This window comes from Streptomyces sp. NPDC003943 (assembly GCF_053605265.1).
On the sequence record NZ_JBSGIW010000006.1, the window covers coordinates 41,229 to 54,199 of the forward strand.

General features: G+C 71.7%; 11 protein-coding genes and 1 pseudogene. 2 read left to right on the forward strand and 10 right to left on the reverse strand.

Going from position 1 to position 12,971, the window contains the following annotated elements; all coding sequences use genetic code 11:
* Positions 1–48 precede the first annotated feature (48 nt).
* From ACWEV0_RS04150 to ACWEV0_RS04180, 7 genes and pseudogenes are all read right to left on the reverse strand, one after another.
* On the reverse strand, positions 49–654 hold the full coding sequence (locus ACWEV0_RS04150) for a CBS domain-containing protein (protein ID WP_453146273.1): 606 nt from the start codon (positions 652–654) through the stop codon (positions 49–51).
* Positions 655–2,791: 2,137 nt separating this feature from the next.
* Positions 2,792–3,194: pseudogene (locus tag ACWEV0_RS04155) on the reverse strand (SgcJ/EcaC family oxidoreductase).
* A gap of 241 nt (positions 3,195–3,435) precedes the next feature.
* Complete coding sequence (locus tag ACWEV0_RS04160) at positions 3,436–4,056, reverse strand: hypothetical protein (RefSeq protein WP_453146275.1); 621 nt, start codon at positions 4,054–4,056, stop codon at positions 3,436–3,438.
* Between the two features lie 161 nt (positions 4,057–4,217).
* Positions 4,218–4,676 carry a CBS domain-containing protein gene (locus ACWEV0_RS04165; protein ID WP_453146277.1) on the reverse strand — a complete coding sequence of 153 codons (459 nt, stop codon included), beginning with the start codon at positions 4,674–4,676 and terminating at the stop codon, positions 4,218–4,220.
* A 12-nt stretch (positions 4,677–4,688) separates the two neighbouring features.
* Positions 4,689–4,811: a hypothetical protein gene (locus ACWEV0_RS04170; RefSeq protein ID WP_453146279.1), complete on the reverse strand. Its 123-nt coding sequence runs from the start codon at positions 4,809–4,811 to the stop codon at positions 4,689–4,691.
* A gap of 105 nt (positions 4,812–4,916) precedes the next feature.
* Complete coding sequence (locus tag ACWEV0_RS04175; RefSeq protein WP_453146395.1) at positions 4,917–6,389, reverse strand: bifunctional aminoglycoside phosphotransferase/ATP-binding protein; 1,473 nt, start codon at positions 6,387–6,389, stop codon at positions 4,917–4,919.
* A gap of 103 nt (positions 6,390–6,492) precedes the next feature.
* Positions 6,493–7,359, reverse strand: a complete 867-nt coding sequence (locus tag ACWEV0_RS04180; RefSeq protein ID WP_453146281.1) for a universal stress protein — start codon at positions 7,357–7,359, stop codon at positions 6,493–6,495.
* 349 nt (positions 7,360–7,708) lie between these two features.
* Between ACWEV0_RS04180 and ACWEV0_RS04185 the strand changes: the two genes are divergently transcribed.
* The gene (locus ACWEV0_RS04185) at positions 7,709–8,170 is read left to right on the forward strand and encodes an Hsp20/alpha crystallin family protein (RefSeq protein WP_453146282.1); all 462 of its coding nucleotides are present in this window, start codon (positions 7,709–7,711) and stop codon (positions 8,168–8,170) included.
* Positions 8,171–8,484: 314 nt separating this feature from the next.
* A complete protein-coding gene (locus ACWEV0_RS04190) occupies positions 8,485–8,784 on the forward strand; it encodes a DUF1876 domain-containing protein (protein ID WP_453146283.1) in 300 nt (99 codons plus the stop codon).
* 219 nt (positions 8,785–9,003) lie between these two features.
* On the opposite strand, the gene ACWEV0_RS04195 is transcribed toward ACWEV0_RS04190, so the two are convergent.
* From ACWEV0_RS04195 to ACWEV0_RS04205, 3 genes are all read right to left on the reverse strand, one after another.
* On the reverse strand, positions 9,004–9,624 hold the full coding sequence (locus ACWEV0_RS04195; RefSeq protein WP_453146285.1) for a CBS domain-containing protein: 621 nt from the start codon (positions 9,622–9,624) through the stop codon (positions 9,004–9,006).
* A gap of 81 nt (positions 9,625–9,705) precedes the next feature.
* A complete protein-coding gene (locus tag ACWEV0_RS04200) occupies positions 9,706–11,028 on the reverse strand; it encodes a serine hydrolase domain-containing protein (protein ID WP_453146287.1) in 1,323 nt (440 codons plus the stop codon).
* Between the two features lie 84 nt (positions 11,029–11,112).
* Entirely contained in the window at positions 11,113–12,918 is a 1,806-nt protein-coding gene (locus ACWEV0_RS04205) for an FAD-dependent monooxygenase (protein WP_453146397.1), read from the reverse strand.
* Between the last annotated feature and the right edge of the window lie 53 nt (positions 12,919–12,971).

Consider the following 12,971-nt stretch of genomic DNA (forward strand, 5'->3'; position numbering starts at 1 on the left):
CCTGACGCGCGCGTGTCCGGCACTTCACGCACTCAGCCGCGAAGGCGGCTACGCCGCGGCCGTGAACTCCGCCGAGGCGTCCACCACTCCGGGCACCGCGCGGGCCAGACGCACCGCCAGGTCCGCGGGTACGGACGCCGGCAGCCGTCCGGTGAGTGTCACCGCGCCGTCCACGACCCGGACGGTGAGCGTGGCATCGCCCTCGGGTATCAGGTGGGTGAGGATCTCGTGGCGTACGTCCTCGGCGAGTTCGGCGTCGGAGCGGAGATAGACCTTGAGCAGGTCGCCGCGGCTGACGACGCCGACCGGGCAGCCGTCGCCGTCCACCACGGGGAGCCGCTTGAGACGTCCGCGCCCCATCAGGCGGGCCGCGCCCGCGATCGTGGCGCCGCGGGGGACCGTGACGGCCGGAGCCGACATGAGGCGGGCCGCCGTCGGTTCGCCGGCGCCGCCGTCCGCTTCGTCGCCCGGGACCTTGGCGAGTACATCCGCCTCCGACACCACGCCGACGACCCGGCCCTCGGGCGACAGCACCGGAACCGCGCTCACGCCCCAGCGCCGCAGAGTGCGGACGAGCTCCCTCACCGGGGTGTCGAGCTTCACGGACACCACGGCGTGGGTCATCACGTCGTCGACGGTACGCAGGTGCTTCATGACAGCCTCCGACGGTCACGTCCTCACGGCCTCGCCTGCCCCGGCCGCGCGTCACCACGAATCTGCGTCGTCCGGACTCGGCCCCGCAAGGGCCGAACGGGGTCCGGTCGTTGCCCGGCCAGCCCTGGTGCCGGCCGTGCCGGCATGGTTCGCTGAGAGTGAGGAAGGACCCCGCGTGAGGACGCGGAGCAACGGCGTCAAGCCGCGCACCGCGCAATCAGGATCCGCGAGAAGCGGATGGGCCCTTCCTTCCGTCGCGCATCCGTCCGGCGCGCACGCTGCGGCTGCATCCGGAGGTAGCGGGCCCGCGCCGGGGCCGATGCGTGGTGTGGCCGGTTCACGCCGGGGGCACGACCGTGAGCGGCGCGTGACTGTGGTGGATGACCGCGTGGGAAAGGTGGGGAAAGCGCGCGCGTGCGACCTCGGGAGCGTCGGGCCGTTCAGAGGCCGACCACGATCGGGGGACGTCCTTCTTTGGGCGTCATGGCCGTCTCCTCCGGCACGAGGGTGTGCGCGGGCGGCTGACCACGCCCGTGGGCTGAGCAGAGCCGAGTCGCAGGCGAGTGCTCCGAGGCGGCCGCCACGGTATGAGGTGCGGGTCGGTCCGAGGGGCAGGCGTGTACACGCAGGCGCGTACACGCCTGCCGCCGCGCGCCGGCCGGCCGGGACGGCCGGCGGCCGTGGTGCCTCCGTAGCGAGCCCGGTCGGCCATGGGCACGCACCACCGCTCGGTCGGGCCCCGACAGCGCGTGCCTCGACCGGTCACCGTTCATGGCCAGTGAACAGCGGTTGGCGGAAGCCCGCAGTGAGCCGGCACTTCGGAGCGTATTGCCGGGCTTCCCGACCGCAGGGACAGGGTGACGAGGCCCTGCTCCTCGGCCGGCGCGAAGGCCGCGGTGTCCATCACCCTCCGTTCCAGCGCCTCCCCCGACGCACGGGTTCCCCCGGAGTCGGGGCCTGATGGACGTCGCCCACCGGGCCCCGGACCGCGCGGGACGGTGTCGCCGAGGGACCCTGGCGAGGGTGGACCCGTCGCAGCTCGGCCGGCGGGCGGTGGACCGGGAACTCCGACAGGTGGCAGTCTGCGTTCGGCCAACCCCTTCGAGGTTGAGCTGATGCCCTCGACTCCTTGAGTGACGCGGCCGGGGTGCACGTACCCTCGACGCCATGGGTGACGTTCTTCCGCTACTCGCGATCTTCGGTGGTTTGGCCACGGTGCTCGCTGCCCTCGTGTGGCTGGCGCGCCACGTTCGGCGCCGGGGCACAGCGGGCGCGGCAGTCGGCGCGGCGTTGGCCTCGTGGGAGGAAGCGTGGCGTGTGACTGCTCACGAGTCCCACTGGGAGATCAAGGCGCAGGCGGAGCGTCAGGCCCCGGTGTTGTCGCCTGACCGCTACTGGCCGAACAGCCGGCACGAAACGAGGCCGGGTGGGCGGAGCCGTGGACCTTCCGTATCCGGGCCCCGCAGAGGAAGCATGGGGCTGCGTCGCCGTGTACAGCGATGGCGGCAACGCGGCTGACCGGGTCCGACGTCCCTTCAGGGGATCAATGGCACAGGACAGCAGCGGCTTCGGCTGATGGGGAACGTGAGGAGAGCCGTACGGGTTGGGGAGATCGTACGTCTTCCTCGGCCCGTACGGCTCTCTCGCACCGTGTCTGCACGGGCGCATCAAGGCGTCGGGTCGGGGCGCGCGTAGCCGAGTTGGCCGTTCCGTGGATGGCGAGGGGCGGCGTGCCCAGCCATCAACTGGTCTTCATTGACCGGGTGATCGCGGCCCTGGTGATCCTGCGTTTCCAGCTTCGCCGCCAGGCCGCACGCCCCGGCCTCAGTCGCGCACCACACCGCAAAAGTAACGGTCCGTGTCGCGAGTACCTGCGGCGCCGGGGCATCCGGTACGCGATCCCGGAGAAGACCGACAGCCTGACCGCCCGCCTGCGCAAAGGCTCCGCGGCGGGCGGCGGCCGCCCTGCATCGACGAGGAGCGGTACAAGACACCCAACACCGTCGAACGGGCTGTCAATCGGTTGAAGCAGCACAGGGCGGTGGACACCCGCTACGACAAGCGCCGTTACGTCTACCTCGGCACCGCCACCGTGGCAGCCCTCGCGATCTGGCTCCGAACGTGATCGACAGGCAGGCTAGTCGGCGACGACCCCCGTGTTCTGACAGGCGGTCAGCAGCCAGCGGCCGTCGGCTTGCTTCGAGATCACGTACAGCGGGGCGCCCTCGCTCTCCTCGCCCGGGGCCAGGTAGCGGACGGACCTTGACCGCCGCGACGTCGGGGCGGATGAAGAGCACGTGGACCACCTCGTAGGTGACCTTGCCGTCCCAGCTTGCCGCGGGGAGGACCTTGCGGGTGAACTCCGCGATCGCGTCGAGGCCGATGAGGACCTTGCCGTGGGCCGTCGTCCAGATCGCGTCCGGGTGGAAGAGGCTGAGGAACTCTTCGGGGTCCTTGTTCTGCTGGGAGTGCTCGACGGTCGCGACGAGCTGGTCGATCGCTTCGATGTCCGCCGCGTGGGATGTGGATTCCGTGGTCATGTGGATCACCGTCACACCTCAAGCGTGGTTGAGGTCAAGCGTGTGAGCACATGGCGATGTGAGACCGACCGGACATCTGGCGTGGTTCCGGTGCAAGCTGCCCGGGGAAGGCCCAGGACGACGAGCCGGGAACGAGACATTTGCATGATCGGCCGGACAAGTCCCAGGAGCTGTCCGGTGGTCAGCCCCGCGCTGTACGAGTGCGGCGCGGGGGTGAACAACCGGATCGAGGGGAGACCGGTCATGCCCGGGATTCGGGGCCGATGTCTCTTCTGGCGGGACTGGGCATGTCGGCCCGCACCCCTACGTGGCCGGTTCCCGCCGGCCGTGGCGGCGCGCTGATCCCGTCGACGACTCCGAGGTCACGACGCATGGCATCCCCCATGGCCTGGATTCGTGGCCAGAGTGCCTGCTGCGCCTCCGCCGCCGTTTGGAGCGTCTCGCCGGGGCGTGGGTTGCCCTGCTCCTGACGCTTCACCTGCCCGTACACGCGGGTCAGTTCGTCGTTGACCTCCTGGGCCGCCACGAGCACCGCACCAGGGGCGATCATGATCGCCTCCGACCAGCGATTGCGCTGAGCGTCCTTGGCTTCCTCCAGCACCCGCACGTCCTCGTCCCCGACCTCACGATCCCGCATGACGTAGAGGTGCCGACTGAGAGCCGTGGCGAACTGCCGGGCGTCTCGGTGCAGATCGGTGTAGCTCTTGCGGCGCAGCTCGCGATCCTCGCGCGCCTCCTGAATGGACCGGCTCAACGCCAGCTCGCGCTGCTTGGTTCGGTCAGCGCCACGCTGAGTCAGCAGCGCGGCCCCGAGAGTTCCTGCAACGCCGACCACCGCGATCAGTACCGCCCCCATGTCCATGACCAGGACTCTAGTGTCCCGAGTCGAAGATGCGTCGGCAGTGGACGGCGACGGCTACCCGGCCGGCGACAGCTCTGGTCGTCCGACCGCGGACGTGATCGCTTGGACAGGTCCCAGTGCCGCTCGGGATCGTCAAAGGATGATTCATCAGGGGCGCATGGTCAGGTTCCGCGTGAACGCGTGCCCGTGGAGGGCGGCCCGGGTGGTTCCTCGAGCACGCTCCAGGCGATCGGGCCCAGGAGGTCGGCCAACCGCTGGAAGACGTCGATGAGCATGTCGTCCACGGTGAGGACGCCCACGACTCGGTGATCCTCCAGGACGGGCAGGCGACGGACCTCGGCCGTGCGGAAGGTCCGGTAGGCCACGTGGATGTCGTCGGTGACGTCTACCGTGATCACGGGCGAGGTCATGACCGAATCGATCACCTCGTTCGCGTCGAGGCCCCGTGCGAGTGCGGCCAGCGCGAGGTCGCGGTCGGTGACGATGCCGCGCAGGGCCCCTCCCTCGGTGACGATCACGGAACCGACCCCGTACTCGGCCATCTGTTGGGCGACTTGTCGCACCGGTGTCCCTGCGGGCACGGTCACCGCCGGACGGCTCATCGCGTCGTAGACCTTCATCAGTCCTGGTTCCTACAGTCCCTGGATCTCCTCCAGCCCTTCGGCCGGTGCTGTGACGGCCTGGGCCAGGACCGGCACCTGGTTCTCCAGGATGCGCAGCCTCTCGTGGCCGTTCGGGGCGATGTTCTCGGTCATCACGGGTCGCCTTTCTGCCGGAGGAGAAGGGAGCGGGACGCTCCCGGATGTCGGGGCGAGTCGTGCCGTGGGGTTGTCGGGGGGCGGTCGCATCGGCGTTCGCTGTCAGTCCGGCTCCATGGCGGGACGGCGGAAGAGCAGGGGGCCGGTGTCGTGCGGGCGTACGGCTGTCAGCGCCTGGGAGACCGCGGCTTCCAGGGAGCCGCTGGTGTCGATCGGGACGGCTTCCGCCCACGGCGGCTCCCGCGCTGCCATGGCGAGCGCCACGTCGAGGTCGGCGTCGGACGGTCCGGTGGCGCGGCCCTTCAGACGGGCCGCCGTCATCTCGTCCGGGATCCGGCAGTGCAGAGCCACGAGGTCGGCGCCGGCGCGCTCGGCCGTGCGGTGTGCGGCTTCGCGCTGCGCGGCGTTCGACCAGGTCGCGTCGAGGACGACGGACTCGCCGCGGGACAGCAGGCCGGCTGCGTGTTCCAGCAGGGCCGCGTAGGTCGTGGCGGTCCGCTCGGGCGTGTACAGGCCCTCGCCGTACGGGGCGGAAGCGGGCTGTTCCGCGGGGATGCCCGCGAGTTCCTTGCGCAGGCGGTCGGTGCTGAGCAGGGTGACGCCCAGACGGTCGGCCAGCGCGCCGGAGAGGGTGGACTTTCCGCTCCCGGGAAGCCCTCCCACGAGGATCAGGCGGACGGCGGAGGTACGCAGGTGACGCAGGGTCGTCGTGATCAGTCGCCGTGCGGCGGGGCCGGCGTCCGGCGCGCCTTGACGGGCCTGGATCAGGGAGACCTTGGCGCGGACGAAGGCGCGGTAGGCGACGTAGTGGTGACGCAGCGAGGGTGGCGCGGGGTCGCCGGAGTACTCGCTGTACCGGGCCAGGAAGAACTCCGCCAGATCCGGGGCGTGGAGCTGTTCCAGGTCCATGGCGAGGAAGGCCGCGTCGTCCAGGCCGTCGACGTAGCGCAGGTGGTCGTCGAACTCCAGACAGTCCAGGACGCGGGGGCCGTCGTCGAGGCAGAAGATGTCATCGGCGAGCAGGTCGCCGTGGCCGTCGACGATCCGGCCCTGCTCGACGCGGGTGTCGAACAACAGCTCACGCCCGGCGAGATAGCGGCGGGCCAGCCGCTCCACGTCCTCCACTCCCTCGGGCAGAGGGCCTTCTCCGCACATCTCACGAACCTGAATGAAGCTCGTCTCCCAGCGCGACGACAGGGCGTCCCGGCTGCCCTGCGCGTCCACCTCCGGTGTGCGGGGTGCGCTCGCGTGACAGGTGGCGAGGAGCCGTGCGACGGCTCGCAGGGCGTCGTCGACGACGGCTCCTTCCCGTACGAGCCGGGACAGGCAGCGGTCCGCCGGCATGCGGCGCATCGCCACGAGGGGCTCGGGCGCCTGCGTGTCAGGGACCCGGATCTCGCCCACACCCAGGTAGACGTCCGGGGCGAAGCGCCGGTTGAGCGTGACCTCCCGCTCGCATGCGGCCCGCCGTGCCTCCGTGGTGGTGTAGTCCAGGAACTTCAGGTCGACGGGCTTCTTGAGCTTGTAGGCGCGCTCGCCGACGAAGAGCACGACCGCGGTATGGGTCTCGCGCACCTCCGCCCGCGGGAGCGCGCCGGTGTCAAGGGCGGCGCCCGGCCGGAGCGCGGCAGTGTGCTCCTGGCGCACCTTCGCGGTCAGTTCGTTCAATGGGGTCGGCTCAGTCATGGGGGACGACGGCGACAGGGCAGCGGGCGTGGTGCAGGGCGGCGTGGGCTACGGGGCCGAGGCGTGGTGCGAGGGCGGGACGGTGCTCGCGCCGGCCGACGACCAGCAGTTCGGCGCCTTCGGCGGCGCGCACGACAGCCTCGGCCGGGCTTTCGAGTCGGACGGCGTCGACCGGCTCCACGTCGGGGAACTTCTGGCGCCAGGGACGAAGAACCTCACCCAGCTGCTTCCGCGCATCCTCCGTGATCTCCTGGGTGACCTCGTGGTCCACTCCCCAAGGCGTGTGTGCGTGGAGCGGCAGACTTCGGCCGTGGACGACCTGGAGGGGCACGCCGCGGGCCGCGGCAGCCTCGAACGCGAAGGCGAGCAGGCCGTCGCAGGGACCGTGCAGCTTCAGCGCGACCACGACGCCACGAGGGGCGGGCGACGGGCCCGGTTCGTGGGCCTTTGTGCGGACCAGGACCACGGGCCGCGTGGCCCGTGCCACGACGGCCATGCTGACGGAGCCGAGGAAGTAGCTCTCGGCGGACGTCAGGCCGCGCGAACCCAGCACGGTCAGCTCGGACTCCGATGCCGCCTTCACCAGAGCGTTCTGCGCGTCGTCGGCGACCAGGTTGCCGACGACCAGGAGGCCCGGGTGGCGGGCCTGGAGTTCCGCCTGCGCCTTGTGCACGAGCTGCTTCGCCCAGTAGTTCTGATCGATCTCCGGTGCGGCGCGGACCGGCTCGGGCGCGAGCATGGGCCAGGCATGCATCAGGCGCAGCGTGACCTTGCGCCGCTCGGCCTCGTAGGCGGCCCAGTGAGCGGCTGCCATGCTCTCGGGCGAGCCGTCGAGGCCGACCGTGACGACGGGCTCCATGGCGACTGCCTCCCTCTCGAACGACGCCGGAAGCAGGGGTGCGCGGGTGCCGGCGACCGAGGGCCGAAGCACGCCCCCTTCCTTTCATTCGAGGAGTACCCCAGATCGTCCGGCCGCGCATGCGGGCGGCGACGTGGCCCGGCTCGGGAGCGGTGCGGGCCCGACCTCGCCCACCTCTCATGACGCGCGAGCGGGAACCGTCGCAGCCGTGCTCCGGAGGGGCCGGTCGGTCCCCGCGAGCCGTGCCCGTTCGGCCCCTTCCGAGGCCCGTCCGGCACTCGGAGACCACGCCGCCAGGCGGGGAGGCTGGGGCTGACAGGTCGATCCACGACGCGAGGAGCGAACGGCCATGGCAAGCGACATGGAACGGCGTCGCAGCTTCCTCTCCGATTTCCCCGACGTCAGGGACTTGTTCGGAGACTTTCGCCGGCCGATGTGGCGTACGGCTTTCGGCCGCCACGCCATCCCGATCGAGGTGATGAGTGGGGAGGGACGGTATGTGCTCAGGGCGGAGCTGCCCGGTGTGGACCCGGACAAGGACATCACCATCACGGTGGACGGCGACGTGCTGACGGTCAGCGCCGAGCACGAGGAGAGCAGCGAGACGAAGGACCACTCCGAGTTCCGCTACGGCTCCTTCGAGCGCGCGGTGCGCCTGCCGGAGACGATTGACCCCGAGGACGTGAAGGCAGAGTACGCCGACGGCATCCTCACCGTCAGCGTCCCCTTCCGGCAGCCTCAGGAGACGCGCTCCCGCACCGTTCCCGTGACCCGCGCCGGGGAATCCGGCGAGACGGAATCCACCGTATGAAACCCCGTCGGATTCCCGATCCACCCTGCGGGGGCGATGCCGTCACACCGCGCTGAGTCCGTGCGGGCCCGGCGAGGGCCGTCCCACCGGGAGGCCCGTCATGCGCGACGGAGCGACACCGTCCCCAGGGCGGCCGCGACCGCCCTCGCCCGCGCCACCGGCGCGGCGCCGGCAGCCCGTTTGGCGGCGTGGCGGTGGCGCAGTGGGGGCGGATGCGCTGCGGCCGGTGGCGGGATACGGGGCGGTGGCGGGATCCTGGAAGGAGACGGCCGCGCGGCGGTCTCGCGTGGTCGCAGAGCACGAGGAGGCAGGCCATGACACGACACCTGGAGTGGAAGGTCGGCCTGGATCTGGTCGAGGACAACGGCAGGACCAAGGCGGAGGCCCGTCTGGACACCGGCACGTCGAAACTCACCGGCCACGGCTCCGCTCGGTGCAACCCGACGGACGTGGACGTACCGGCGATCGGCGACGACCTCGCCGCGAGCCGGGCCATGACGGATCTGGCCGGCAAGCTGATGAGGGAGGCCAACCGGGAGATGGAGGCCGTGGGCGCGGACACCGTGCCCCAGCGCACCGGACCCGGATACGGCTGGCCGGAGGCGGTCCAGTAACCGACCGCCCCGCGTCCCGGGCCCGCCCATGGCGGCGCGCCCGGGACGCGTCACGCCGGGTCCGTCTCCCGGCGTGACGCGTGTGCGGGGCCCGTACGGCGCCGGCCCGTGCGTCAGGCCCGCGCGTCCGGCCCGTGTGGTGCCAGCCGGCGGGTCCGGAAGCCCGCGCGTCCGGCCCGTGCGGCGCCGGCCCGCGCGTCCGGCCCGCGCGTACCGGGCTCAGTCGTCCGCTTCGTCCGCTGCCTCGTCCGCCTCGTCCTCGTACGCCAGCCGGTCCACGACCTCCACCACGCCGTCCACGTCCTCGCAGAGCCGTACGAAGATCGGCGCGAGGCTCCGGCGCGGCAGCGTGCCGGTCAGCGTGACCCGGCCCTCGGCGACGTCGATGTGGAGGGAGGCGGCGGAGAGGCCCAGGATGCGGGTGACCACGTCCTCCACGATCTCCTCCTGGATGGCCCGGTCCCGCCGCAGGAACAGCTGGAGCAGATCACTGCGGCTCAGCACGCCGATCAGCTGCCCGTCCGCGTCCACCACCGGCAGCCGCTTCACCCGGTGCCGCTCCATGACCCGGGCCGCCTCCACCGCCGTCCAGGACGGCCGGGCGACGACCACGGGGCTGGACATCATCGCCTCGGCGGTGCTCGGACCGTCCTTGGCGGTGTGCCGTCGCAGCAGATCCGCCTCGGAGACCACGCCCACCGGCCGGTTCGCCTCGTCGACCACCGGCACGGCCGTGATGCCGTACTCGTCGAGCAGCCGGGCGATCTCCTTGAACGGAGTGCCCGGCTGCACCGTGACCGCGGCCGGTGTCATGAGGTCGGCGACACTGCGGTGCCTCATCGTTCGTCCCGTCCCTTCTCGACTCCTTTGTCCATGATCCCTCACAGGCGTGAGCCAGGGGGACGGGGCCCGCGAACTCCCTCAGGAACCCGGGGAGGACGCGGAGGACGAGGACGGGGCCGATGACGAGGACGAGGCGTGCGGCTCGGTCGACTGCGGCAGGTTGAACACGTGCTGCGGGCTGACGATCTGCGTGATCGCCTGTCCGAACAGCGTGCTCGGCTCGACGCCGTTGTGCAGGATGTCGGTGTTCAGCAGCACGACCAGGGTCGCCTGGTGCTCCGGCAGATAGATGGTCAGGGACTCGTAGCCGGGCAGCGAGCCGTTGTGGCCGATCCAGCCCTGGACGTTGAAGATGCCGAGGCCGTAGCCGGTGCCCGGGATGCCGGACGGCCCGGTCTTCAGACGCTGCGCCTGGGTGTCGGCGGTGAGCAGGGTGCCGGTGGCGACCACCTTGGCCCAGGTCCGCAGGTCCTGGAGGTCGGAGATCATCGCGCCGGCCGCCCAGCCCCAGGAGGGGTTCCAGTCGGTGGAGTCCTCGATCTGACCCGTGGCCGTCTGGTTGGTGTAGCCGTGGGCGTGCGGCTCGGGGAAGGCCGCGTCCGTCGGGAAGATCGTGTGCCGCAGGCCGGCCGGTCGCGACACGTTCCTGGTGATGAAGTCGTGCAGCGGCATGCCGCCGACCTTCTCCACGACCAGACCGAGCAGGATCAGATTGGTGTTGCAGTACTCGAACTGCGCGTTCGGCTGGAAGTTCACCGGGTGCCTGAACGAGTAGTCCAGCAACTCCTGCGGCGTGAAGGGGCGGTCGGGGTTCGAGGTGAACGCCTTGTAGAAGTCCGGGTCCGCCGAGTAGTTGAAGAGACCGCTGCGCATCCCGGCCAGCTCGCGCAGGGTGATGCGGTCCCCGTTGGGCACGTCGCTCACGTACTTCCCGATCGGGTCGTCCAGGCCCAGCTTGCCCTGGTCGACCAGTTCGAGCAGCGCGGTCACGGTGAAGGTCTTGGTCTCGCTGCCGATCCGCATGTAGAGGTTCGGGGTCATCTGCTGCTCGGTCACCTTGTCGGCGACGCCGAAGGAGCGGATGTACTGGCCCTTGCCCGGGGCGGACAGTGCCACCATGACGCCCGGGACGTTCGCCTCCTGCATCACCTGCCGTATCGCCTCGTCGAGGTGAGCGTCGACGGCGGGGGAGAGCTGTGCGAACTCGTCGTCGGAGGGGGAGGGGGCCGGGGTCGTGCCCGCCGGGCTCTCCTGGCTCGCCGTGGCGGCGCTGCCGGGTGGGCCGAACGGGCCGGATGCCACTGCGCCGTACGCCGCTCCCGCGAGCGCCGGTACCGACAACGTCCCCGTCAGGGCCACCCCGATGCAGAGCCTGCGCCAACGCGCCTGTGAGTTCCTCACGGCAGCCTCCTGCCGGCCGAGGGCAATACACCTCTCCCAGGCTAGGCCCGCCGTCGTGGCGCCGCACGGCGAGCCCGTGGCCGCTCAGACGCGGAAGACGCGGGCGAGGTACGCCTCCAGGGAGGCCGTGTCGGGCGGCCGCAGCCGGGCGCCGAGATACCCGTCGGGCCGTACGAGAAAGGCGGTTGGCGCGTGTACGGCGTACTGGCGCGCGAACTCGCCCCGCGCGTCCCGGTACACGGGTACCGCCGGCACGCCGAACCCGTCGTCCGTCGCCGCGTCACCGGGCACCACCGCGCACGCCCGCACCGCCCCGCCGGACAACTCGGATGCCCGCTTGACGAGTTCGGCGAGCCGGTCGGCCCAGTCGGGGTCGCCGACATCGTAGAGCAGCAGCACATGACCACGGTCCCGCAACAGGTCGTACAGGCGCAGGGGATAGGAGGCGAGCGGCTCGGCGAGACCTGTGCAGTCCGGTACCCGGTCGCCGGGCCGCGGTCCCGCGTCGCCGTCGCCGGCCTGAGCCGGGTCCGGGCCCGGTTCCCGGTCCGGGTCCCCGCCCGGTTCGGGGGCGGCGACGATCGGGCTGCCCCGGTAGCCGACGAGCAGCTGTGCCTCGCGCAGCAGCAGCGTGGCCGGGGCCTCCGGGTCGGCCTGCACGCCTTCCTTCGAGTGCCGCACGGTGCGGCCGACGACCTCCGCGCCGACCGGGCGGCGCTCGGCGTCGTAACTCGCCAGCAGGCCCGGCCCCGCCGAGCCCGCGACCGCCAGGGACAGCTTCCAGGCCAGGTTGTAGGCGTCTTGTATACCGGTGTTCATGCCCTGCGCGCCGGTCGGCGGATGGATGTGCGCGGCGTCCCCGGCGACGAACACCCGCCCCACGCCGTACCGGTCGACCAGCCGGTGACTGATCCGGAAGACCGACGACCAGCGCAGCGCGGAGGCGGTGACCCGGCGCGGCGAGAGGCGGTCGAGCACCGCCTGGATGTCCGCGAGCGACGGCGACCGGCCGCCGCCGTCCAGGCCGTGCGTCACCTCGTCGGCCACGGCGTCCGCCATGGCCCCGGTCCCTCCGGCCGTGGTGAGCTCGGCCCGCCGGGCCGCGGAGAGTTCGGGCGGCACCGTCATCGACATCCGGTACCGGCGGCGGCCCGGCAGCGGAATGCCCACCAGGACCTCGTCGGGGCGGCCGGCCGCGCCGCGGTGCGTGGAACGCACGCCGTATCCCGGCGGCAGCTCCCAGTCCACCTCCACGTCGCCCAGCATGAACTCCTCGGGGAACGCCCCGCCTTCGAAGGACAGTCCGAGTCCCTTGCGCACCGCGCTGTGCGCGCCGTCGCAGCCCACCAGATACCGGCAGCGCACCTCCTCCTCGGCCGGCCGCCCGCCGTCCGCCGCAGCGCCCTCCGCCGTCCTGACGAGCCGGGCCGTCACCCCGTCCTCGTCCTGCTCGAACCCCACCAGCTCCGTGTCACGCTCGATCCGCGTGCCGAACCGCGCCAGGAACTCCTCCAGGATCCGCTCCGTCTCGTACTGCGGCAGCGCCGCGAAGCGGTACGGCACGTCGTCCGGCAGCGTCAGTTCCAGCCGGCGCTGTTCGACACCGTCCACGTAGGCGAGCTGCCCGCGCAGCGGCACGGCGGCCTCCAGCGCCGCCCGCACACAGCCCATCCGGTCCCAGATCTCCAGCGTGCGCGGCTGGATGCCCACCGCCTTGGCGTAGGGCAGGCGCGCCGGCAACCGGTCGACGATCCGCACCGCGGTGCCGTGCCGGCGCAGCTCGGCCGCCGCGGTGAGCCCGACAGGGCCCGCGCCGACGACGAGGACGTCCAGGACCGGACCGGTCGTGCCACGGAGCGTGCCACGGAGCGTGTCGTGGTCGTTGCGCATCGTCGGTGCCTCCCGGTCGACGGACGACCCCTCCTCCTCCATGGTCGGCCGCG

Excerpts from the sequence above, each read along its gene's own strand:
- ACWEV0_RS04205 (WP_453146397.1), bottom strand. The coding sequence starts at position 12,918 with ATGCGCAACGACCACGACACGCTCCGTGGCACGCTCCGTGGCACGACC.
- ACWEV0_RS04150 (WP_453146273.1), bottom strand. The coding sequence starts at position 654 with ATGAAGCACCTGCGTACCGTCGACGACGTGATGACCCACGCCGTGGTG.
- ACWEV0_RS04185 (WP_453146282.1), top strand. The coding sequence starts at position 7,709 with ATGGCAAGCGACATGGAACGGCGTCGCAGCTTCCTCTCCGATTTCCCC.
- ACWEV0_RS04180 (WP_453146281.1), bottom strand. The coding sequence starts at position 7,359 with ATGGAGCCCGTCGTCACGGTCGGCCTCGACGGCTCGCCCGAGAGCATG.
- ACWEV0_RS04165 (WP_453146277.1), bottom strand. The coding sequence starts at position 4,676 with ATGAAGGTCTACGACGCGATGAGCCGTCCGGCGGTGACCGTGCCCGCA.
- ACWEV0_RS04190 (WP_453146283.1), top strand. The coding sequence starts at position 8,485 with ATGACACGACACCTGGAGTGGAAGGTCGGCCTGGATCTGGTCGAGGAC.
- ACWEV0_RS04195 (WP_453146285.1), bottom strand. The coding sequence starts at position 9,624 with ATGAGGCACCGCAGTGTCGCCGACCTCATGACACCGGCCGCGGTCACG.
- ACWEV0_RS04160 (WP_453146275.1), bottom strand. The coding sequence starts at position 4,056 with ATGGACATGGGGGCGGTACTGATCGCGGTGGTCGGCGTTGCAGGAACT.
- ACWEV0_RS04170 (WP_453146279.1), bottom strand. The coding sequence starts at position 4,811 with ATGACCGAGAACATCGCCCCGAACGGCCACGAGAGGCTGCGCATCCTG.